The 20939-nt window shown below is 66.0% G+C and carries 20 protein-coding genes and 3 pseudogenes; 10 read left to right on the top strand and 13 right to left on the bottom strand.

From position 1 onward, the window contains the following. Nucleotides 1–9: 9 nt before the first annotated feature. Genes ACJH6I_RS10550 through ACJH6I_RS10535 form a run of 4 tightly spaced genes read right to left on the bottom strand, consistent with a single transcriptional unit; the run spans nucleotide 10 to nucleotide 3638 of the window. A complete protein-coding gene (locus ACJH6I_RS10550) occupies nucleotides 10–1590 on the bottom strand; it encodes a DUF4153 domain-containing protein (RefSeq protein WP_406784040.1) in 1581 nt (526 codons plus the stop codon). Next, nucleotides 1587–2609, bottom strand: coding sequence for a HAMP domain-containing sensor histidine kinase (locus ACJH6I_RS10545; RefSeq protein WP_226519818.1), 1023 nt, complete (start codon nucleotides 2607–2609; stop codon nucleotides 1587–1589). The genes ACJH6I_RS10550 and ACJH6I_RS10545 overlap by 4 nt, the downstream gene beginning before the upstream one ends. Beyond that, nucleotides 2606–3271 (bottom strand): response regulator transcription factor, encoded by a 666-nt coding sequence (locus ACJH6I_RS10540; protein ID WP_226519819.1) that lies wholly within the window; start codon nucleotides 3269–3271, stop codon nucleotides 2606–2608. The genes ACJH6I_RS10545 and ACJH6I_RS10540 overlap by 4 nt, the downstream gene beginning before the upstream one ends. Beyond that, the gene (locus ACJH6I_RS10535; RefSeq protein ID WP_406784039.1) at nucleotides 3201–3638 is read right to left on the bottom strand and encodes a hypothetical protein; all 438 of its coding nucleotides are present in this window, start codon (nucleotides 3636–3638) and stop codon (nucleotides 3201–3203) included. Before ACJH6I_RS10535 ends, ACJH6I_RS10540 begins: the two co-directional genes overlap by 71 nt. A gap of 332 nt (nucleotides 3639–3970) precedes the next feature. Here ACJH6I_RS10535 and ACJH6I_RS10530 point away from each other — a divergent pair, with 332 nt between their 5' ends. From ACJH6I_RS10530 to ACJH6I_RS10520, 3 genes are read left to right on the top strand one after another with little or no spacing between them, the layout of a single operon-like run. After that, nucleotides 3971–4279 carry a DUF2563 family protein gene (locus ACJH6I_RS10530; RefSeq protein ID WP_226519821.1) on the top strand — a complete coding sequence of 103 codons (309 nt, stop codon included), beginning with the start codon at nucleotides 3971–3973 and terminating at the stop codon, nucleotides 4277–4279. 5 nt (nucleotides 4280–4284) lie between these two features. Further along, nucleotides 4285–5802 (top strand): Con-6 family protein, encoded by a 1518-nt coding sequence (locus tag ACJH6I_RS10525; RefSeq protein ID WP_226519822.1) that lies wholly within the window; start codon nucleotides 4285–4287, stop codon nucleotides 5800–5802. Then, nucleotides 5799–6419 (top strand): hypothetical protein, encoded by a 621-nt coding sequence (locus ACJH6I_RS10520; protein WP_226519823.1) that lies wholly within the window; start codon nucleotides 5799–5801, stop codon nucleotides 6417–6419. Before ACJH6I_RS10525 ends, ACJH6I_RS10520 begins: the two co-directional genes overlap by 4 nt. 106 nt (nucleotides 6420–6525) lie before the next feature. Here ACJH6I_RS10520 and ACJH6I_RS10515 read toward each other — a convergent pair. Next, nucleotides 6526–6630, bottom strand: a pseudogene (locus tag ACJH6I_RS10515) (short chain dehydrogenase); the annotation flags it as partial. After that, nucleotides 6607–6864, bottom strand: a pseudogene (locus ACJH6I_RS10510) (TetR/AcrR family transcriptional regulator); the annotation flags it as partial. The pseudogenes ACJH6I_RS10515 and ACJH6I_RS10510, both read right to left, overlap by 24 nt. 253 nt (nucleotides 6865–7117) lie before the next feature. Here ACJH6I_RS10510 and ACJH6I_RS10505 point away from each other — a divergent pair. Continuing rightward, on the top strand, nucleotides 7118–8359 hold the full coding sequence (locus tag ACJH6I_RS10505) for a CaiB/BaiF CoA-transferase family protein (protein ID WP_212807243.1): 1242 nt from the start codon (nucleotides 7118–7120) through the stop codon (nucleotides 8357–8359). A gap of 136 nt (nucleotides 8360–8495) precedes the next feature. Here the strand turns inward: ACJH6I_RS10505 and ipdF are convergent, their stop codons facing one another. After that, nucleotides 8496–9284, bottom strand: a complete 789-nt coding sequence (gene ipdF / locus ACJH6I_RS10500) for a (5R,7aS)-5-hydroxy-7a-methyl-1-oxo-2,3,5,6,7,7a-hexahydro-1H-indene-carboxyl-CoA reductase (protein ID WP_029120644.1) — start codon at nucleotides 9282–9284, stop codon at nucleotides 8496–8498. Next, the gene (gene ipdE1 / locus ACJH6I_RS10495) at nucleotides 9284–10432 is read right to left on the bottom strand and encodes an acyl-CoA dehydrogenase IpdE1 (protein ID WP_133426415.1); all 1149 of its coding nucleotides are present in this window, start codon (nucleotides 10430–10432) and stop codon (nucleotides 9284–9286) included. Before ipdE1 ends, ipdF begins: the two co-directional genes overlap by 1 nt. Nucleotides 10433–10534: 102 nt before the next feature. Between ipdE1 and ACJH6I_RS10490 the strand changes: the two are divergent. The 6 genes and pseudogenes from ACJH6I_RS10490 to ACJH6I_RS10465 all read left to right on the top strand — a co-directional run. Next, nucleotides 10535–10654, top strand: a pseudogene (locus ACJH6I_RS10490) (hypothetical protein); the annotation flags it as partial. Then, nucleotides 10655–11779, top strand: a complete 1125-nt coding sequence (locus ACJH6I_RS10485) for an acyl-CoA dehydrogenase family protein (protein WP_226519824.1) — start codon at nucleotides 10655–10657, stop codon at nucleotides 11777–11779. It abuts the pseudogene before it with no gap. A 14-nt stretch (nucleotides 11780–11793) separates the two neighbouring features. Next, the gene (locus tag ACJH6I_RS10480; RefSeq protein ID WP_226519825.1) at nucleotides 11794–12768 is read left to right on the top strand and encodes an acyl-CoA dehydrogenase family protein; all 975 of its coding nucleotides are present in this window, start codon (nucleotides 11794–11796) and stop codon (nucleotides 12766–12768) included. Between the two features lie 2 nt (nucleotides 12769–12770). Then, nucleotides 12771–13709, top strand: a complete 939-nt coding sequence (locus ACJH6I_RS10475) for an acyl-CoA dehydrogenase family protein (protein ID WP_226519826.1) — start codon at nucleotides 12771–12773, stop codon at nucleotides 13707–13709. Between the two features lie 9 nt (nucleotides 13710–13718). Next, nucleotides 13719–14894, top strand: a complete 1176-nt coding sequence (locus ACJH6I_RS10470) for a pyridoxal phosphate-dependent aminotransferase (protein ID WP_226519827.1) — start codon at nucleotides 13719–13721, stop codon at nucleotides 14892–14894. A gap of 60 nt (nucleotides 14895–14954) precedes the next feature. After that, nucleotides 14955–15761 carry an Abi-alpha family protein gene (locus ACJH6I_RS10465; protein WP_133426410.1) on the top strand — a complete coding sequence of 269 codons (807 nt, stop codon included), beginning with the start codon at nucleotides 14955–14957 and terminating at the stop codon, nucleotides 15759–15761. A gap of 200 nt (nucleotides 15762–15961) precedes the next feature. Here the strand turns inward: ACJH6I_RS10465 and ACJH6I_RS10460 are convergent, their stop codons facing one another. Genes ACJH6I_RS10460 through hsaA form a run of 5 tightly spaced genes read right to left on the bottom strand, consistent with a single transcriptional unit; the run spans nucleotide 15962 to nucleotide 20868 of the window. Beyond that, on the bottom strand, nucleotides 15962–17308 hold the full coding sequence (locus ACJH6I_RS10460; protein ID WP_346416083.1) for an MFS transporter: 1347 nt from the start codon (nucleotides 17306–17308) through the stop codon (nucleotides 15962–15964). Between the two features lie 7 nt (nucleotides 17309–17315). Continuing rightward, on the bottom strand, nucleotides 17316–17885 hold the full coding sequence (gene hsaB / locus ACJH6I_RS10455) for a 3-hydroxy-9,10-secoandrosta-1,3,5(10)-triene-9,17-dione monooxygenase reductase subunit (RefSeq protein WP_133426408.1): 570 nt from the start codon (nucleotides 17883–17885) through the stop codon (nucleotides 17316–17318). An 11-nt stretch (nucleotides 17886–17896) separates the two neighbouring features. Continuing rightward, nucleotides 17897–18799, bottom strand: coding sequence for an iron-dependent extradiol dioxygenase HsaC (hsaC, locus tag ACJH6I_RS10450; protein WP_346416086.1), 903 nt, complete (start codon nucleotides 18797–18799; stop codon nucleotides 17897–17899). Nucleotides 18800–18811: 12 nt separating this feature from the next. Beyond that, entirely contained in the window at nucleotides 18812–19678 is an 867-nt protein-coding gene (hsaD, locus tag ACJH6I_RS10445) for a 4,5:9,10-diseco-3-hydroxy-5,9,17-trioxoandrosta-1(10),2-diene-4-oate hydrolase (RefSeq protein ID WP_226519832.1), read from the bottom strand. Next, nucleotides 19678–20868: a 3-hydroxy-9,10-secoandrosta-1,3,5(10)-triene-9,17-dione monooxygenase oxygenase subunit gene (hsaA, locus tag ACJH6I_RS10440; RefSeq protein WP_053855346.1), complete on the bottom strand. Its 1191-nt coding sequence runs from the start codon at nucleotides 20866–20868 to the stop codon at nucleotides 19678–19680. Before hsaA ends, hsaD begins: the two co-directional genes overlap by 1 nt. Between the last annotated feature and the right edge of the window lie 71 nt (nucleotides 20869–20939).

Here is a 20939-nt window from a genome sequence, read left to right as displayed (position 1 = left end):
TCTACTACGCTACGAGCACAGCCCAATCAGAGGCTGCGCACCAATAAACCGGTGTGCATCAAACTCGGGGCGGTTCAACGTCCCGTACTGCGAGCAGTAGTCGGGCAGGTCGGTGCCTACCGGCCGGTCCGCGTTCGAGCGGGACAGGTTGAACAGGTACCACGGGTCGTCATGCGGGTAGTTCGCGCGGACGCACGCGCGGACACGCTCAGGTAGCCGATGCAGCGCCGGGTCGATGTCCGACGACAGCCGGGACAGGTACTCCGCATCGAGTTGGCCGGTCTGCTCGAAGCGGTCGATGTTGCGATCGGCGACGAGGCGCTCGGGATTGAGTGCCGCCAGCCCCAAGAGCGCCACTACCCCGGCCGCCAGCACGGCGTGCGGCAGCCAACGCCCCGACATCCGCACACCCGCCACCGCGACGAGGAGGAACACCGCACCCAACCAGAGTTCGATGGTGATCACCATCAGCCGGTCGGTGCTGAAGCCGTACGCCTGCTGATAGAGCCACATGCGGTGGATCGCGGAGATGACGACGACAACTGAAGTGGCACAGAGGATTCCGGCGAGCACTCGAAGTACACGGCGGTCACCCGCAGAGACACGCCCCGCCACCCGGATCACGCCGCTCAGCACCAACAGCGTCAGCGCCGACACCCATAGCAACTGCCAGAAGCCCTGCCGCGCGTACTCAGCGTAGGTCAGCCCCTCGGTTTCCAGCACGTGGGTGTGACCACCGAACAACACCGCTGCCTGCACCGCGACGAACGCGATGAACAGCGCATCCAGTACGCCCAGCGGGACGGCCCACTCCCAGCGCGGCACCGGCTTCATCGGCTTGGGCGCGAGGACATCCAACCGCGGCGCGAACCGGGTCAGGTAAGCACCACCGAGGACGAACGCGGCGACCATGCCGAAGACGACGACACGGGCGACGACATCGACACCGTCAAAGCGCGGCACCAGCTTGCCCACCAGATGCGCGAAAGCCGCGTCCGCCGAGGCGAACAACGCGCCGAACACCAGAGTCAGCAGCACCGTGAGACCGACCACGGCCGCGACGCGAATCGGATTGGCGATACCCACCCGACCCGACAGCCCACGCCGCGTCCAACCGAGCACGCGGGCCGGCAGCGCCCACGCCAGGAACGGCGCGGTCAGGACCGCCGTCCAGGTACGTCCGCCGAACAGCGTGCACCACCCGACGATCCAGGCCGCCATGATGCACAGCACGCCCAGCCAGTCGGCGGCGAGTAAGGCGGGAACTGCCAGCAGCGCCAACGTCAGTGCGATACCGGCCCATTCGGTGCGCGTCGGTCGGCGCTCGGCGGTGCCGTAGACGACGGCGAAGACCACCACCCCGACGACCACGTAGCCGACGCTCAAAGACGACGGCCGCCACAGCGCAGTACCGAGCAGACCGGCCACCACGGCGAGCACAACCACACGGTGCGGCGCAGTCGCCAGCGGACTGATCGGCCACACCCGTCGCGGCAACATCGTCCAGCCGGGCTCACCGCGGCGCGGCAGTGCCGGCCCGATCAGCGGCGGGACCACCGGCGGCCCTGGATATCCCATCAACATCGTCATGCGGACCGCTCCTCTGATTCCGGAATGCTCACCCTGAAGCGGCATCCCACCGTCGTCTCCACCACATCGATGACCCCGCCGTGCAACTCGACGGCCCAGCGGGCGATCGCCAGTCCCAGACCGGTGCCGCCATCAGACGTGGCGCCGCGGGTGAACCGTTCGAATACCCGCTCGCGTTCAGCCGGCGCGATACCCGGACCCTGATCGGCCACCTCGAGCCGCAAGCCCGTCGCGTCGCGCGTCGCCCGCACCGTCACGCTGCCGCCGGGCGGGCTGTGCCGAATCGCGTTGTCCACCAGGTTGACAACCACCTGCCGCAGCCGCGCTGGATCAGCCAGCGCCGTCAGCCCGCGCGGTGACACCTCGACCGTGACCGACACGTCATCGGCGGAAACCGAGACGTGCTCGACGGCGGCACGTAGGAAGGCCTCGACGTCGAACCGGTTGATCCGCAAGGGAATTGCCCCGCCTTCGAGGCGCGACAGGTCCAGCAGATCGGTAACCAACTCACCGAGCCGTTCGGTCTGCGACAGTGCCAACCGCATCGTCTGCGCGTCCGGCTCGACCACACCGTCGACCACGTTCTCCAGGACCGCCTGCAACGCGGTGATGGGCGTGCGCAGTTCGTGGGATACGTTGCCGATCAGTCCGCGCCGATATTCGTCCGCAGCACCGAGGTCGGCTGCCATCTGATTGAACGCCGTTGCCAGCTGACCGATTTCGTCACGCGAGGTGGCACGGACACGAATGCTGTAGTCGCCCTTGGCCATCGCGCGGGCCGCGGCGGTCATCTGCCGCAGCGGCGACGTCATGCCGTGGGCCATGAACTGGGTGAAGAGCAGTGAGGTCAGCAGAGCGGACAACAGTGCGTACCGGAACTGCCAACTCGCGCCGATCCAGAAGGTGAACGAGGCCAACAGGATTGCCCCGCCCACCAGGAGTCCCATCTTGATCTTGAAGGACGCGAACGGGTCGAGGGGCCTGGGCAGCCGATCCCACAGTTCGCCAAGCGCGCTCACCGCGGCACCTCGAGGGCATAGCCGACCCCGTGCACGGTCCGGATCAGTTCCGCACCGAGCTTGCGGCGCAACGCCTTGACGTGGCTGTCGACCGTACGGGTCTCGGCTCCAGAGCCCCAGCCCCAGACGTGTTCCAGCAGCGTCTCGCGGGTCACCGCGGCGCGGGGCCGTCCGGCGAGAAAGGCCAGCAGGTCGAATTCGGTTCGGGTGAGATGGATTTCGATATCACCCTGGTGCACGCGGCGCTCGGCGAAATCGACGCGGTACTCCCCCACCGACACTGGCTGGTCCGCGGTCGCACGTTCGACGCGACGCAGCAACACCCGCACCCGCGCAACCAGCTCGCGCATGCTGAACGGTTTGGTGAGATAGTCGTCGGCGCCGATCCCCAGACCGATCAGCATGTCGGTCTCGTCGGTGCGGGCGGTCAACATCAGCACCGGCACTGGACGCTCGGCCTGGATGCGCCGGCAGACTTCCAACCCGTCGAAGCCGGGCAGCATGACGTCCAGCACCACCAGGTCGGGCTGTGTCGCTGCCGCCGCGGCCACTGCCGAAGGCCCGTCGACGGCCGTCTCCACATGGAACGACTCAGCCCGCAGCCGGGTCGCGACCGAGGACAGGATGGTCGGCTCGTCGTCGACCACCAGGATTCGCTTCACGCTTTCCGACTGTAAGCGCGGTTTGTGGGGCTTTCCGGCAGCGATTGTGAAGAAACTGTGGAGACTTGCCGAGATCGGCGCCAATTAGGATTGTGGTCGTGAAGGAAAGTCGCGTACCGCGTTCCGCTGTCAGATTGTCGCTGGCTGTGCTGGGTTTGGCCGTCACCACATGCCTTGCGGGCTGCGGGCAGACGGGCGGGAAGGCGGTTCCGGCAGCATCAACTTCAGCCTCATCCACGTCGGTGTCGTCGACATCAACCACATCGTCAGCAGCCCCGTCATCGTCGGTCGCGCCGGCATCGTCTCCGTTCCAATCGGAGAACGGCTTCGTGTGGATCACCGCCGCGTGCGGTAGTCCCGCGACCATTCCGAGTGACGGCAAGAACACGCTGCTGCCCAGCGCAACTGATTGGGCCATCTGTATGGGCGGTCCGGGCCTTCAGCCGACTTTGGTCGGGGTATACACAGCACCGTCTAGTCTCACGCACGACACATCGCAGCTGACCGCTGGCAAATATCGGTTCGCCACGCATACCGATGGAGAGTTGACGTGGATATTTCTCGTCGAAAGCACCGACCCGGCATCACTGCGGCCACTCGAACGGCACGGCTTTGTCGTCCACTGACCCCGCAAACTTGTGTCGTTTGCGTCTGTGAATACACGGTAGGCTGGCTGTAGGACAAAAAAAGGGGGGCCTTATGTTTGTCGATCCTGCGCTGCTCCGCATGGGCGCAGCCTTCGCCCAGAGCGCTGGCGCTATCGCACATGAAGGGGCGAGCCGTTTTGCTGACGCCTCGATATCAGCGGGCATCTTCGGGGATTTCGATGACGCCCACGACTTCCACCGATCACTCGTCGACTGCCACGAAACCCATGCGACCACTCTGAGTGGCTTCCGTACGCATCTGGATTCGCTGGCGGAACGCACCAACTCAGCCGCAACGATTTTTGAGGCCCAGGATGCAGCGGGGGCAGGCTCGATCAATGCGGCCGCCGATTCGATCTAGCCCGCATGTCGATTGAACTAAAACATCTCAGCATCCAAGAATTGGTCAGTGCCGCCGGCGGTGACCCATGGCAAATGAACAGTGCCATCCAAAGCGGCGCACCCGGTGAAATCGACGAGTTGGCAACAGCATTCCGAAATGCGAGTGGATGTATCACCGAAACCGAACACGATTTCACCATCGCCAAACAGCGCTTCGGATCAGCGTGGGACCGCCAGGACGGTGGCGGTCACCCGATCAACGACGCCGCCGAAGTCGTTCGTGTCACGGATAGTCTCCACCTCAGCAAATTGCAGATCTCTAAGCTCGCGGTCAGCCTCGAGAGCATTGCTGCCGCACTAGCACAGTCCCAGCGCAGCTCCGCCACATCGATTTCTCTCTTGGAAGGCGCGCTGAAGTCCTACGACCTTCAGATCGATGCGCGGATCGCGGAAGCGTCGAGGGCAGGCGAGAACGCGGACTGGGACGATCTCAAACGTGCTGCCGAAAGTCGCACTCGCACCGCGGTCGACGAAGCCAAGGCAATCCGTACGGCCTACACGGACGAACTCAGCAAGGCCCGGAACGCAATGGTCGCCGAAGGCTACGCAGCCGACCCCACCAAGGGTGCCGACGGCATCGGCGCTGGGCCGGCGCCGTCGGCGCCCGACAAGTACGGCTCCAGCCAACGTGCTGCCGACGACGCTCTCGTAAATGCACCCGGGCCGTGGACCCCTGAAAAACAGGCCGCGTCAAACCGACTGCGCGACTTTGCAACCGCCAACAATCCAAACGCCTCACCGGAAGCGAAGCGCTACGCAAGCGAACGACTCGACGATTTCACGATGGCCCAAACCGTGGGCCCATTGCCTACCGATCCAGTACTGGGCGGCGATGCTCGCACGCGTGCTCGCGCTCGGTTGGAGATGCAGCAAAGGCTGGAGCAAGGCTTGCTCGGCAAGGCTGGGGTGACTCCCGATAAAGCCACAGCCACACTGGACCAGTCCGAGGCACAGGCCCGAACCATGGTAATTGCCCGAGTACAGGAACAGTTGCAACAAGCTGGCATGTCAGCGCAAGGGGCAGCCCAAGTTGCTGCGGGCATGTCGCACGGCCAGATTCCAAAAGAACTGGTCGACAGCGCGTCGCTTGCGGGGAAAGGCATATCCGGTTCAGAAGCGTCTGTGAACCAGACGGTCAAATCAATGCAACCTGGTCATCCTTGGAACACGTCAGGCCAGATATTTGACGCGGCTGATATCAAAGCCCTCGAGAAGATCGGCTCCCGAGTTGGCTATGTCGGCAATGTGCTGGATCTTGGTGTCGCCATGTACGAGATCACGCACGGAATGCCGGCCGGCCAATCGCTGTCCAAGATGGGCGGCGGCATGGCAGGCGCATGGGTGATGGGTTCAGTCGGTGCGGAAGTCGGCGCTGTGGCGGGACCCCCAGGAGTAGTAATAGGCGGGTTCATCGGCGGCACCGTGGGCTCATTCATCGGAGAGTCTGGCGCGGAGGCTCTCTACAAGAAAGTCTTTGGGTGACCGCGGGCGACATGGCGCTTGCCGTAGGTCTACTCGGGCTGGCGGTGATAGCCATCGCCGGCTTCAATCAAGAAGCTGAGTATGCGCGCAGACTGTACTGGGGCGGGGCAGTGACCATGGCGACGGCCACGTCCTTCGCGGTATTACCTCAAGGACGGATGTCCGCACTCAGCGCGGGGGCCGGAATGGCTAGCATGTGCATTCTCGCCGCATACGCCCGAACGCCATTTCTCCGTTTTCGGGGAAAAACACGTCGATTGTTCAGCGACGGCCCCGAGGCGTACGGGTGGGGCCTCAGCACGCCGAAGACGTGGTGGCTGCTTGTTCTCGCGGCGATACTGTTCGCGTACCCGGTGTACGACTTTGCCAACCAGCGCTACCCCGTTTTCACGCTGAGCATCTATGTCGCGTTCATGCTGTTGGTCGGCGCACGCTTCGGTTACGCCGACCTACTACTTGCCCACTCATTCGCGGCACGACAATACGTCCAGTTCGCGCTCGTCTCGATCTTGACGCTCGGACTATTCCCCGCGGGTTACTTGGCGATGTACTTCGGCTGCCGGCACTGGATCACGAAAACTGCAGCGTACGAACGACAATCGCGCCGTCGAATGTGAGCCTGTGTGCGAAGAATCGCAGATTTTTCGCACACAGGCTCATTTTCGGCGAAAACGAACTGGGGCCGACGCATACCGCGCCGACCCCAGTTGCCGAAAGCTGAAACTAAGCGCGCTGGCTGGACACCGAGATAATCTCGCCGGTCAGGTAGCTGGAGTAGTCGCTGGCCAGGAATGCGATGGTCGACGCGATCTCCCACGGCTCGGTGGCGATGATTTCTTCGTACCGGCTGAACAACCAATCAAGGAAGTCCCGCGTGACCTCCTCGACCATCTGTTCCTTCGATTTGAAGTGCTGGTAGCGACTGCCTGACAGGGTGCCGGCCGAGTCTGTGATGTCCCGGACAGTGGTTGCCTTCAGCCCACGCTCAGCGAACATCGCCGCGGCGAGCTCAAGAAGCTCGTCGCGCCTGCTCGCGGGTTGACTGGGCGATTCAGACGCCATCGCAACAGCATGGAAACCAAGCGCTTGCTAGGGTAGGTCGGGCCGGTGTTGACTTGGCCACTACGTACACAAAGAACGAGTGCTCACAGGGGTCGCGCGCGTTGAGGCGATCGCGGCTCTGAGAGCGGGCGAGGTCACAAGCGCGGTCCTCGACCGCGACCGATAGATGGGGTGCGTAAAGCGTCGGGCGCTTCGATTTCGAGCCCTATGCTTGCGCGCAGCACGACTTGAAATGGATGAGTAGCAGGAGATCATGAGCACGACACAGCGTGCCCTGGAGGGTATCCGGGTCATCGACATGACCCGCGTCTTCGCCGGCCCGATCAGCGCGCAGATACTGGGCGACCTCGGCGCTGACGTCATCAAGGTGGAGCGACCGGGCAGCGGTGACGAAGGGCGCGGTTACGGTCTTGCCTCGGTCGAGGGCAAGGACGGCAAGGACCTTCGCCAGTCCGGCTTCTTCACCGCGTCGAACCGCAACAAGCGGTCGATCACGGTCAACCACTCCAAGCCGGAGGGGCAAGACATCCTGCGTGCCCTGGTCAAGACCGCGGACATCCTGGTCGAGAATTACAAGGTCGGCGACCTCAAGCGGTTCGGGCTGGACTACGAGAGCCTGAAGGCGATCAATCCCCGCCTCATCTACTGCTCGATCACCGGCTTTGGCCAGACCGGGCCAATGGCGGCGCGCGCGGGCTACGACGGGTTGTTCCAGGCGAGCGGCGGCATGATGGCCGTGACCGGCATCCCCGAAGGCCAGCCCGGCGCGGGGCCAGTGAAAGCCGGTCCCAGCCTGGTCGATTTCGTGACCGGCCACAACAGCGCCATCGCGATCCTCGCCGCGCTGAACCATCGCAACAACACCGGCGAGGGCCAATACATCGACATGGCGCTGCTCGACAGTTCCGTGGCGATGGTCTGCCACATCATGCAGGACTATCTGATCAGCGGCGTCCAGGCGGAGCGTCTGGGCAATGGTGGCAACGGCGGCGGCCCCGCAGACCTCATCCATGCGCGCGACGGCATGACGTACATCACGGCCGGCAGCGACGCTCACTGGCGGCGCATGTCGGAGTTGATGGGCCAGCCCGAGCTCTACGACGACCCGCGCTTCGACACCAACGCCAAGCGGGCCAAGATCAATCGCGCGGAGTTGATCGACATCATCAACGAGTGGAGCCGGCAGTTCACGACGGAGGAGCTCCAGGCAAAGTTCGACAGCGTGGGCATCCCGGCCGCGCGCTATAACGATCTGGCGGAGGTCTGGGAAGATCCGCAGGTGCAGCACCGGGGCCTGCGCGCGACGACGCCGCATGCATGGGCCGCGGCCGGATCGGTCGATCTGATCGGCAGCCCGCTGGCGGGTATGGGTGCCACGCCAGCGACGATCCGCCTCGCCCCGCCAGTGATCGGCGAGCACAACGCGGAGATACTCGAAGAACTGGGCTACGACGCGGCGCAGATCGCGGAATTGCAGGAGCAGGCGATCATCTGATCGAGAGGGTCCGCCACCAGGTCAGGCTTACGAGATCGCGAGCCAGCCACACATGAAAATGCCCGCCTGATTGCGACAACGTTGTCGCAATCAGGCGGGCAGGTGCACATATCCGAACCTCGCGGCCGGATGAAAACTACGCCCGCTGGCTCGACACCGAAATGATCTCGCCGGTCAGGTAGCTGGAGTAGTCGCTGGCCAGGAAGGCGATGGTCGACGCGATCTCCCACGGCTCGGCGGCGCGGCCGAAGGCCTCGTCCGAGGACAGCCGGTCCAGCAGATCCGCGGACGCCGACTTCTCCAAGAACTTGTGCCGCGCGATGCTCGGCGACACCGCGTTGATGCGGACGCCGTACTCGACGGCTTCGATTGCGCTGCAACGGGTCAGCGCCATGACGCCGGCCTTGGCGGCGGCGTAGTGCGACTGCGAGTGCTGCGCGCGCCAGCCCAGAACGCTGGCGTTGTTGACGATCACACCGCCGTGCTCGACGCCGCGGAAGTACCGCAGGGCGGCGCGGGTCGCGCGCATCACCGAGTTCAGAGTGACGTTGAGGACGCGGTCCCACTCGTCGTCGGTCATGTCGACCAGCGGGGTCTCGCCGCCCAGGCCGGCGTTGTTGACCAGCACGTCCAGCCGGCCCATCTTCTCGACGGCCGCGGTGATCAGGGCGTCCACGGCCTCGGTCGAGGTGACGTCGCAGACGACGGCCTCGACCTTGCCCAGGCCGAGAGCGGCCAGCTGGTCACGCGTTTCGTTGAGTCGACGCTCGTGGTAGTCGGACACCACGACGTCGGCGCCTTCCAGCAGCGCCCGACGGGCGGTGGACGAGCCGATGCCGGTGCCGGCGGCTGCCGTCACGAGGACGACCTTGCCCTTCAGCAGGCCGTGGCCTTCAACCTCGGTAGGAGCAACTGAAAGATCCATCAGCCCTTGGCCTCTCGGGGTAGGCCGAGCACGCGCTCGGCGATGATGTTGCGCTGAATTTCGTTGGACCCGCCGTAGATGGTGTCCGAACGCGAGAACAGGTAGAGGCGCTGCCACTCGTCGAACTCGCCGCCGGGCAGCGTCAGCCCCGCCATGCCCTGCACGTCCATGGCGATCTCACCGAGCTCGCGATGCCAGTTGGCCCACAACAGCTTTGACACGTTGTCCTGGCCGGGCTGCTCGACGTCCATGGTCGCCATGGCGTAGGACCGCATGGCTTGCAGGCCGGTCCACGACTCGGTCAGCTTGTGCCGGATCAGCGGATCGTCGATGGCGCCGGTGGTCTTGGCGACACCGATCAGGCCTTCGAGCTCGCGCTTGTAACGGATCTGCTGGCCCAGTGTGGAAACGCCGCGCTCGAACGTGAGCGTCGCCATCGCGACGCCCCAGCCCTGCCCGGGCTCACCGACGACGAGCGACGCCTCGGTGCGGGCGTCGTCGAAGAACACCTCGTTGAATTCGGAGTCGCCGGTCAGCTGGACGATCGGGCGGATCTCTACGCCCGGCTGGTCCAGCGGCACCAACAGATAGGAGAGCCCGTGGTGACGCTTGGAGCCCTTCTCGGTGCGGGCCACCACGAAGCACCACTGCGCCCAGTGCGCCAGCGAGGTCCAGACCTTCTGACCGTTGATGACCCACTCGTCGCCGACGAGTTCGGCCGACGTCGAGACGTTGGCCAGGTCGCTGCCGGCGCCGGGCTCGGAGTAGCCCTGAGCCCACAGCTCGGTGACGTTGAGGATGTTCGGCAGGAAGCGCTTCTTCTGCTCTTCGGTGCCGTACGCGATGAGCGTCGGCCCGAGCAGTTCCTCACCGAGGTGGTTGACCTTGTCCGGGGCGTCCGCCTTGGCGTACTCCTCGTAGAAGGCGACGCGGTGCGCGACCGACAACCCGCGGCCACCGTGCTCCTCCGGCCAGCCCAGGCAGGTCAGGCCTGCCGCGGCCAGGTGCTGGTTCCACGCGCGTCGTTCTTCGTATGCCTCGTGCTCACGGCCGGGGCCACCAAGACCTTTGAGAGCTGCGAATTCACCGACGAGATTGTCTGCGAGCCATTGCCGGACCTCCGCCCGGAACGTCTGGACCTCTATCACCCTTATAGGCTAACCTACCAAGCACTTGCTTTGTTAGAGGGAGTTCCAATGAGTGGGTCCGACGGCACCCAGCAGCCCGGTCGGCAGACCCCACCGCAGACCTACACCAAAGAACATTTGGCTAACTTCAAGACGCCGCGTTCGGTGGCGTTCCTCGAGACGCTGCCACGCAACCCTGGGGGCAAAGTGGTCAAACCACAACTGCGAGAGATGAATCGGTAAATGGATCTGACATTCGACGACGAAACCGAGGAGTTCCGGGCCGAGGTCCGCGACTTCCTGGCGGCCAACAAGGACAAGTTCCCCACCAAGTCCTACGACACCCTCGAGGGCTTCGAGCAGCACCGCGTCTGGGACAAGGTGCTTTTCGACGCCGGGCTGTCGGTCATCGCGTGGCCCAAGGAGTACGGCGGCCGCGACGCCACCATGCTGCAGTGGGTGGTGTACGAGGAGGAGTACTTCAAGTCCGGCGCCCCCGGCCGGGCTTCGGCCAACGGCACCGCGATGCTGGCGCCGACGCTGTTCGCGCACGGCACCAAGGAGCAGCTGCAGCGCGTACTGCCGAAAATGGCCTCCGGCGAAGAGATCTGGGCCCAGGCCTGGTCCGAGCCCGAGTCGGGTAGCGACCTGGCGTCCCTGCGCTCGACCGCGACCAAGGTCGACGGCGGCTGGAAGCTCAACGGGCAGAAAATCTGGAGCTCGCGCGCCCCGTTCGGCGAGCGCGGTTTCGGCCTGTTCCGCTCCGACCCGGAAGCGCAGCGCCACAAGGGCCTCACCTACTTCATGTTCGACCTCAAGGCCGAGGGCATCACCGTCCGGCCCATCGCCCAGCTGGGTGGCGAGACCGGCTTCGGCGAGATCTTCCTCGACGACGTGTTCGTCCCCGACGAGGACGTCATCGGTCAGGTGCATGGCGGCTGGACCGCCGCCATGAGCACGTCGAGCAACGAGCGCGGCATGTCGCTGCGCAGCCCGGCCCGCTTCGTCGCCCCGGCCGAACGCCTTGTCGCGCAATGGAAGACCGACAAGAACCCGGCCTACGCCGAGCGCGTCGCCGACGCCTGGATCAAGGCCCAGGCCTACCGCCTGCACACCTTCGGCACCGTCACCCGGTTGTCCAACGGCGGCGAGCTGGGCGCCGAGTCCTCGGTGACCAAGGTGTTCTGGTCCGACCTCGACGTCGCCCTGCACCAGACCGCACTGGACCTGCGCGGCCCCGACGCCGAGCTGTACGACCACTGGACCGAAGGATTGCTGTTCGCCCTGGGCGGCCCAATCTACGCCGGTACCAACGAAATTCAGCGCAACATCATCGCCGAGCGCCTGCTGGGCCTGCCCCGCAAATAAGAGGGATTGTTCACGTGTTCTTTGAATTGGACGAATCGCAGCGCGATTTCGCTGCGAGCATCGACGCCGCGCTGGGTGCGGCAGACGTGCCCGCCGCCGTTCGGGCGTGGGGCGGGGTAGAGAAGGCGGCCGACGCCGCACCCGGCCGCAAGGTGTGGTCGACCCTGGCCGACCTGGGCGTCACCGCACTGAACGTGCCGGAAGAGTTCGACGGCATCGGCGCGCATCCGGTGGATCTGGTTGTCGCCCTTGAGCGTCTGGGCTACTGGGCCGTGCCGGGTCCGGTCACCGAATCCATCGCGGTGGCCCCGGTGCTGCTCGCCTCGGATAAGCGATCGGAAGGCCTGGCCTCGGGCGAGCTCATCGCCACCGTCGCCCTGCCGCCGCTGGCCCCGCGGGCCGTCGACGCCGACACCGCCGGCCTGATCCTGCTGGCCTCGGATGCAGAAGGCGGCCAGGTGCAGGACGCGACCGCGGGTACCGAGCACCAGTCCGTCGACCCGGCCCGTCACCTGTTCGACGTAACCGCCACCGGCGAGGCCCAATCGGCCGACACGGCAAAGGCTTTCGAGTTCGGCGCGCTGGCCACCGCAGCGCAGCTGGTCGGCGCCGGCCAGGCGATGCTCGACATGGCCGTCGCGTACGCCAAGCAGCGCACGCAGTTCGGCACCGTGATCGGCTCGTACCAGGCCATCAAGCACAAGCTGGCCGACGTGCACATCGCCGTCGAGTTGGCCCGTCCGCTGCTCTACGGCGCGGCCCTGGCCCTGGCCGACGGGTCGCCCACGCTGGCCCGCGACGTCAGCGCCGCCAAGGTGGCCGCCAACGAAGCCGCGCTGCTGGCCGCCCGGTCGTCGCTGCAGACGCACGGCGCCATCGGTTTCACGCAAGAACATGATCTGTCCCTGTTGCTGCTGCGCACGCAGGCGCTGCGCTCGGCGTGGGGCGACTCGACGTGGCACCGGACCCGCGTACTGGAAGGGCTGTGAGCATGAGCGAAGAACGGGAGATGCTGCGCGCCACCGTCGCAGCGCTGGTCGAGAAGCACGCAGGCCCTGAGGCCGTGCGCGCCGCCATCGAGTCCGAAAAGGGCTACGACGAGAAGCTCTGGCAGATGCTGTGCGAGCAGGTCGGCGCCGCGGCGCTGGTCGTGCCCGAGGAGCTTGGCGGTGCCGGCGGCGAATTGGGTGACGCCGCAGTCGTTCTCGAGGAACTGGCCAAGGGCCTGGTCCCGACACCGCTGCTCGGCACCACGCTGGCCGAACTGGCGCTGCTCGCCGTCGGTGCGGAAGAGCCGCTGGAGGGCCTGGCCGAGGGCACGTCCATCGGCACCGTCGTTTTCGATGCCGGCTATGTCATCAACGGCGACGTCGCCGATGTGGTGATCGCCGCGCAGGACGGTCAGCTGACCCGCTGGACCGACAACACCGTCGCCCCGGCCACCACCATGGACCCGACGCGTCGCCTCGCGGCCGTCAGCCCGGGCAGCACCACCGCCCTCGGCGCCGACCCCGGCCTGGCGGACACCGCGGCCATCCTGATGGCCGTCGAGCAGGTCGCCGCCGCGAGCCGCTGCCTGGACCTGACCGTCGCGTACTCGAAGGACCGCGTGCAGTTCGGCCGGCCGATCGGCAGCTTCCAGGCGCTCAAGCACCGCATGTCGGACCTGTACGTCAAGGTTTCGGCCGCCCGCTCGATCGTCAACGACGCCCTCGCCGACCCGACCCCGACGAATGCGTCGCTGGCCCGCTACATGGCCACCGAGGCATTCAATGCCGTTGCCGGCGAAGCGATCCAGATGCACGGCGGCATCGCGATCACCTGGGAGAGCGACATCCAGTTCTACTTCAAGCGCGCGCACGGCAGTGCGCAGCTGCTCGGGTCGTCGCGGGAGCACCTGCGTCGCCTCGAAGCCGAAGTTCTGGCCTAACGTCGAGGTATGACCAATCCGGTAGCGCTGCGCGCAGGCATCCCACCGTTCTATGTGATGGACGTGTGGCTGGCCGCGGCCGAGCGCCAGCGCAGCCACGGCGACCTGGTGAACCTGTCGGCGGGACAACCCGCCGCACAGGCACCGGCGCCCATCCGGGCCGCCGCCGCCGAGGCGCTGGCCAATGACAACCTCGGATACACCGTCGCGCTGGGCATTCCCGAGCTGCGGGAGGCCATCGCCAAGTCGTATCTCGACCGGTACGGCGTCGAGGTGGAGCCGGACGCCGTCGTCATCACCACCGGGTCCACCGGCGGATTCCTGCTCGCGTTCCTGTCGTGCTTCGACATCGGCGACCGCGTCGCGGTCGCCAGCCCCGGCTATCCCTGCTATCGGAACATCCTGTCGGCGCTCGGTTGCGAGGTCGTCGAAATACCGTGTGGTCCCGAAACCCGTTTCCACCCAACCATTTCCATGTTGGAGCAGCTGGACCCGCCAGTGAAGGGTCTGATCATCGCCAGCCCCAACAACCCGACGGGGACGGTGCTGCCGGCCGAGGATCTGGCCGCCATCGCCACCTGGTGCGACGACAACTCGGTGCAGCTCATCAGCGACGAGCTGTACCACGGGCTCATCTACGACGACGCGCCCGCGACCAGCTGCGCCTGGGAGACCTCGCGCAACGCCATTGTGGTGAACAGCTTTTCGAAGTACTTCGCCATGACCGGCTGGCGGCTGGGCTGGCTGCTGGTGCCCGAGCCGCTGCGCCGGGCCGTCGACTGCCTGACCGGCAACTTCTCCATCTGCCCTCCCACACTCCCCCAGTACGCGGCCGTCGCGGCGTTCACGCCGGAGGCGATCGCCGAAGCCGATTCCCTCGTCCACCACTACGCCGAGAACCGCGCGCTGCTACTCGCCGGGCTGGCCGACGTGGGGCTCGACAAGTTGGCACCCGCCGACGGCGCGTTCTACGTCTACGCCGATATTTCGGCGTACTCGACGGACTCCCTGACCTTCTGCGAGAAGCTGCTGGCCGACACCGGCCTGGCGATCGCGCCGGGCGTGGATTTCGACACCCGGCACGGCGGATCGTTCGTTCGGTTGTCGTTCGCCGGACCGAAGTCCGACATCGAAGAAGCGCTGCGTCGCCTGGGTCCCTGGCTCGCCGCATACCGGCAGGGGTAGCTGTCGCGTTTGCCACACAAGGGGCGAGAACAATCGGCAGGCCGGTACCATCGGTCCGCAATGTCCCAGGAAACCGACAACCCAGAACCGGAAGTTACCGACGACTTACCGGTGAACCGCGAGGGCCTCGAACGGCACGGCATCAAGCTGTCCACGCCCATCGGTGAGATCGCCATCGCGATCTCGACGCCGCGCGGTGGTTTGGCGATCCCGAAGCGATTCGACCCGCTCGGCCTGGCCAACCGCGCCCTCGGCGTCGCTAAGTTCGGTTTCAAGCTTGCTGCTTGGGGTGGCGAGCAGATTGCGATCGCGACCAAGACCACCGTCGAGGCCATCGAGATGGCCCCCGAACGCACACCGGCTCCCGCCCCGCAGAAACAGCCGGCCAAGGAGTCCCTGCACGGCAAGCTCGGCGGCCTGCTGGACCGCGCCCTCGACCAGAGCACTGCCGACGGGAAGACCGAGCTCTACCACCGGCTGCTCGATCAGCTGGTTGCCGACGAGGCCCGCATCATCGGCGCGCTGTCCGACAACGAGTCGTCGCCGCTGGTGAACATCTACCCGCGGAACCGCAGCGTCGCGACGCTGGAGAACGCGTGCCTGATCGGCCGCACCGCCAACGTCGCGCTGCCGCAGATGGTGCCGCAATACGTCAGCCACCTGCTGGCGCTCGGGCTGGTCGAGACCGTTCCCGAGGACCCCGAGCTGAAGGCCGACTACGAGATTCTCAGCGCGGAGTCGATGGTGTTGAAGGCCATCAAGGACGCCTCGCGGGGCCCCTTCCCCGCGCGCGTCGAGAAGCTTGCGCTGCGGCTGTCGGAGCTGGGCCGCGGGCTGTGGGAAGCCGCGATGCAGGACGAGTCGTAGGTCACTTTTTCCCGGTCGGCCACACGTTGATCGTGCACCCTGGGTCTTTGCTTCTCGCACTTTGCATGCGCCCGCGCACGGTCAACGCCCACAAGGCATTTGCTTGTCAAGTGCCCAGCACATTCACGCACACGAATGTGCAGCCAGAGCGGCGCAACCGCGGATCTGACGATCTGTGGGCACACTCGGCGCGCGAACTGTCACGGACGGGGCACGCCGGCGGCAACCACGCGCTCATTGTCGGCCCGATCGACATCCGCCAGGTCGATGCCCTTGGTCTCGCGCGCGAACGCCAGCGCCACGAGCGTCACCACGCAGGCCCCGGCGAGGTAGATCGCGATCGGCACCGACGAGTGGTAGTCCTTCAGCAACCGCACCGCGATGATCGGCGCGAGTGACCCGGCGAAGATCGCCGTCACCTGATAGCCAAGGGACACACCGGAATAGCGCATCCGGGTCGGGAACATCTCCGACATCAGCGCCGGTTGCGGCGCGTACATGAACGCATGCGCGACCAGGCCCGCGGTGATCGCCGTCATGATGACGAAGTAGTGCTTGCTGTCCATCATCGGGAACGCGACGAAGCCCCAGGCGGCGGTCAGCAGCGTCCCGATGAGGTAGACGGGGCGACGGCCGATCCGATCGGAGAGCCTGCCCACCAACGGGATTGCCACCAGGTGTACCGCGTGGGCCACCAGCAGGTACCAGAGGATCAGCGAAGTGCCCACGCCCGCATGCACTTTCAGATACGTGATCGAGAACGTGACCACCAGGTAGTACATGATGTTCTCGGCGAACCGCAGCCCCATGGCGGTCAGCACCTTGCCCGGGTAGTACCGGAGTACCTCGACGACGCTCATCGACGACGCCTTGACGCGTTCGGCTTCTTCTTGTGCCGCAACGAAAATCGGCGCATCGGTGACCTTGGTGCGGATGTAGTAGCCGACCAGCACCACGACCGCCGACAGCCAGAACGCGACCCGCCAGCCCCACGACAGGAACTCCGGCTCGGACAACGTCTTCGTCAACGTCAGCAGGACGACGGTGGCCAGGATGTTGCCGACCGGCACGCCGGCCTGTGGCCAACTGGACCAGAAACCCCGGCTCTGCGCGGGACTGTGCTCGGCCACCAGCAGCACCGCGCCGCCCCACTCGCCGCCGACCGCGAAGCCCTGGATGAACCGCAGCACCACCAGCAGCGCCGGCGCCCAGTAGCCGATCTGTCCATAGGTCGGTAGACAGCCCATGAGGAACGTGGCCGAACCGACCAGCAGCAGCGAGAACTGCAGCAGGGTCTTGCGGCCGAACTTGTCGCCGAAGTGACCGAACACCACGCCACCCAGCGGCCGGGCGACGAAGCCCACCGCGTACGTGACGAAGGCGGCGAAGATCGCGTCGAGATCACTGCCGCTCTGCCCGAAGAACACCTTGCTGAACACCAGCGTGGCAGCGGTGCCGTACAGGAAGAACTCGTACCACTCGACGACGGTGCCGGCCATGGAAGCCAGGACGACCCGACGCAATCCGGACCGGATCGGCGCGCTCATTGCGCGACTATAGCCAGGTGTCCTCGGTCGTCGTGGTGAGAAACGCATCCAGATCGTCGCGCCATTGCGCCGGGGTGTTCTTGTCCGGCTCGATGCCGGTGTACTCGCCGCGGTAGAACAGCAGCGGACGCGGCTTGATGGCCTGTGGCTCGGACATCGACTGCACCGCGCCGAACACCACGAAGTGGTCACCGCCGTCGTGCACCGAGTGCACCGTGCAGTCGATGTGGGCGAGCGTGCCGTCGAGCACCGGGGAGCCCAATCCCGAAGGGCTCCAATCGATCCCGGCGAACTTGTCCTCGGCCCTGGAGCCGAACTGCGCCGAGACGTGCTGCTGGTTCTCGTGCAGCATGTTGACGCAGAACTTGCCGCTGGCCTCGATGGCCTTCCAGGCCCGGGACTGCTTTGTCGGGCAGAACAGGACCAGCGGCGGGTCCAGTGACAGGGCAGCGAACGACTGGCAGGCGAAACCGACCGGCACACCGTCATTCACGGTGGTGATGACGGTGATGCCGGTACAGAACTGCCCGAGCACATTACGGAATGTGCGGGGGTCGATCTGCGGGGTCGAAGTCATGCCGCGCGAGCCTACTTGAACCCGACGCTGAAGTCGTGACCCCAGAGGCTGATGCCGACGCTCTCGCGCGCGATCCAGCTCTCGTCCTCGACTTCGAGTCCCTCGCAACCGAATTCCATGTCGAAGCCACCCGGCGTCTTCATGTAGAAGGACAGCATCTTGTCGTTGATGTGCCGGCCCAGCGTGGCCGACATCTTGACCTTCTTACGGTTGGCGCGGTCCAGGCACAGGCCGACGTCGTCGGAGTTCTCCACCTCGACCATCAGGTGCACGATGCCCGTCGGGTTGGGCATGGGCATGAACGCCAGCGCGTGGTGGCGCGGGTTGCAGCCGTAGAAGCGCAGCCACACCGGGTCGCCGTCGGCCGGGCGGCCCGCGATCTGCGGGGGCAGCCGCATCGAGTCACGCAGCCGGAAGCCCAGCACGTCCTGGTAGAACGCCTGCGCCGCGGCGTCGTCATTGCAGGTGAGCACGACGTGGCCGAGGCCCTGCTCGGCGGTGACGAACTTGTGGCCGTAGGGGCTGACGAAGCGACGGCCCAGGTACTGGATGCCGTAGTACACCTCGAGGGTGTTCTCGGCCGGGTCCTGGAAGCTGATCATGCCCTCGACCTTGCGGTCGAGCAGTTCTTCCTTGGTCCCTTCCTTGAACGGGACGCCGTGGGCGCTGAGGGTTTCCTTCAGCTGCTCGAGGGCAGGCGCGTCGGCGACCTCCCAGCCCGAGGCGAGCAGCCGGTCCTTCTCGCCGGGCACGATCACCAGACGCGCCGCGACGTCGTCCATCCGCAGGTAGAGGGCATCGGGATTGGTGCCCTCGCCCTCCATCATGCCGAGCACCTTGAGCCCGAACTCGCGCCAGGCCGCCACATCGGTGGCCTCGATGCGCATGTAACCAAGGGCCTTGATCGTCGTCATGCCATGTCTCCTCTAGCCGCCCAGAAAATCGAGGGTCAGCTTGTTGAACTCGTCGAACTTCTCTAGTTGTGCCCAGTGGCCGCACTGACCGAACACGTGCAGCTGGACCCGAGGAATCTGCTTGAGCGCCACCAACGCGCCGTCGAGCGGGTTGACCCGATCCTCACGGCCCCAGATCAGCAGTACCCGCTGCCGCAGCTTGTGCACTTCGCGCCACATCATGCCGAGCTCGTAGTCCGGCCCCGCGAAGGACTTGACCATCGCGCGCAGTGCGGCGAGCGACTCGGGTGTGCTGGCGATGGCGAACCGCTCGTCGATCAGCTCCGGGGTGACCAGGCTCTGGTCGAAGACCATGATCCGCACGAACGCCTCGAGGGTCTCGCGCGTCGGTGCGTAGGCGAACTTGCCGAGCAGCTTCACGCCCTCGGTGGGATCGGGCGCGAACAGGTTGACGCTCAGCCCGCCGGGGCCCATCAGCACCAGCCGGCCGGCCCGCTCCGGATGATCCAGCGCGAACCGGACCGCCGTGCCACCGCCGAGCGAATTGCCCACCAGCGCCGCCCGTTCGATACCGAGGTGGTCGAACAGCGCCAGCAGCGCCGCCGCGCTGTGGCGGTGGTACTGCACGTGGTCGGTGGGCTTGTCCGAATATCCGTAGCCCGGCTGGTCGACGGCCAGCACGTGGAACCGCTCGGCCAACACCGCGATGTTCTTCGAGAAGTTCGACCAGCTCGACGCACCCGGGCCGCCGCCGTGCAGCAGCACGATCGTCTCGGCGGCCGGGTCGCCGGCCTCGTGGTAGTGCAGGCGCAAATCATCGCTCACCTGCGCATACCGCGAAGTGGACTCGAAAGTGACCTCGGATACCGCGGCGGTCATCAGACCATGGTGTCGGCCGGGGGCAGACCGAACTCGTTGTTACCGAAGATCAGGTAGGCGCGCTCGGGCTCGTTGGCCGCGTGCACCCGGCCGGCATGGGCGTCGCGCCAGAAGCGCTGCAGCGGGGTGCCGTTGGCCAGCGCCGTGGCGCCGGCCGCCTCGAAGAGGCGGTCGACGGACGCGATGGCGCGGCCGGTGGCGCGCACCTGGTCACGACGGGCACGGGCCCGCAGCTCGAACGGAATCTCCTTGCCGGCGACGAGCAGGGCGTACTCGTCGGCGACGTTGCCGATCAGCTGGCGCCAGGCGGCGTCGATGTCGCTGGCGGCCTCGGCGATGCGGACCTTGGCGAACGGGTCGTCCTTGGACTTCTCACCGGCGAACGCGGCACGGACGCGCTTGCCCTGGTGCTCGACGTGCGCGGCGTAGGCGCCGTAGGCCATGCCGACGATCGGGGCGGAGATGGTGGTGGGGTGCACGGTGCCCCACGGCATCTTGTAGACCGGGGCGGTGTTGGTCTGGTAGCCGCCGGCGGTGCCGTCGTTCATCGCCTTGTAGGACAGGAAGCGGTGCCGCGGCACGAACACGTCCTTGACGACGATGGTGTTGCTGCCGGTGCCGCGCAGGCCGACCACGTTCCACACGTCGTCGATGGTGTATTCGGTGCGCGGGATCAGGAAGCTGCCGAAGTCGACCGGGCGGCCGTCCTTGATGACCGGGCCGCCGAGGAACGCCCAGGTGGCGTGCTCCGAACCGGAGGACCAGTTCCACGCGCCGTTGACGATGTAGCCGTCACCGGTCTCGGTCACCACGCCGGCGCCCATCGGGGCGTAGGACGAGGAGATGCGGACGGTCGAGTCGTCGCCCCAGACGTCTTCCTGGGCCTGCTGGTCGAACAGCGCCAGGTGCCAGTTGTGCACGCCGATGATCGACGCGACCCAGCCGGTGGAACCGCAGGCACTGGCGATGCGGCGGACCGCCTCGTAGAACACGGTGGGATCGGCCTCGAGGCCGTCCCACTGGGCGGGCTGCAGCAGTTTGAAGAAGCCGATCTCGTTCAGACTGTCGATAGACTCCTGCGGCACCTGGCGCAGGTCCTCGGTCAGCTGTGCGCGTTCGCGCAGCACCGGCAGCAGGTCGTCGATGCCAGCCAGCACGGCCTGCACGTCGAGTTGTTCAATTGACGTCACGGATTGCCTCCCGGGGAGTGGTCGTCTAGACAGAAGATTAGAACACGTTACGATTTGTGTCGAGCATGGCG

This window comes from Mycobacterium sp. SMC-13 (genome assembly GCF_045311035.1).
Classification (GTDB): Bacteria; Actinomycetota; Actinomycetes; order Mycobacteriales; family Mycobacteriaceae; genus Mycobacterium.
Note: the sequence above shows the minus strand (reverse complement) of the source record. Positions and strands in the feature narration are given on the sequence as shown.

Coding starts and splice junctions, on each gene's coding strand:
- ACJH6I_RS10460 (WP_346416083.1), bottom strand. CDS start 17,308: ATGAGCGCGCCGATCCGGTCCGGATTGCGTCGGGTCGTCCTGGCTTCC.
- ACJH6I_RS10535 (WP_406784039.1), bottom strand. CDS start 3,638: ATGGTCGCGGGACTACCGCACGCGGCGGTGATCCACACGAAGCCGTTC.
- ACJH6I_RS10470 (WP_226519827.1), top strand. CDS start 13,719: ATGACCAATCCGGTAGCGCTGCGCGCAGGCATCCCACCGTTCTATGTG.
- ACJH6I_RS10485 (WP_226519824.1), top strand. CDS start 10,655: ATGGATCTGACATTCGACGACGAAACCGAGGAGTTCCGGGCCGAGGTC.
- ACJH6I_RS10550 (WP_406784040.1), bottom strand. CDS start 1,590: ATGACGATGTTGATGGGATATCCAGGGCCGCCGGTGGTCCCGCCGCTG.
- hsaB (WP_133426408.1), bottom strand. CDS start 17,885: ATGACTTCGACCCCGCAGATCGACCCCCGCACATTCCGTAATGTGCTC.
- ACJH6I_RS10475 (WP_226519826.1), top strand. CDS start 12,771: ATGAGCGAAGAACGGGAGATGCTGCGCGCCACCGTCGCAGCGCTGGTC.
- ACJH6I_RS10530 (WP_226519821.1), top strand. CDS start 3,971: ATGTTTGTCGATCCTGCGCTGCTCCGCATGGGCGCAGCCTTCGCCCAG.
- hsaD (WP_226519832.1), bottom strand. CDS start 19,678: ATGACCGCCGCGGTATCCGAGGTCACTTTCGAGTCCACTTCGCGGTAT.
- hsaC (WP_346416086.1), bottom strand. CDS start 18,799: ATGACGACGATCAAGGCCCTTGGTTACATGCGCATCGAGGCCACCGAT.
- ACJH6I_RS10465 (WP_133426410.1), top strand. CDS start 14,955: ATGTCCCAGGAAACCGACAACCCAGAACCGGAAGTTACCGACGACTTA.
- ACJH6I_RS10525 (WP_226519822.1), top strand. CDS start 4,285: ATGTCGATTGAACTAAAACATCTCAGCATCCAAGAATTGGTCAGTGCC.
- ipdF (WP_029120644.1), bottom strand. CDS start 9,284: ATGGATCTTTCAGTTGCTCCTACCGAGGTTGAAGGCCACGGCCTGCTG.
- ACJH6I_RS10505 (WP_212807243.1), top strand. CDS start 7,118: ATGAGCACGACACAGCGTGCCCTGGAGGGTATCCGGGTCATCGACATG.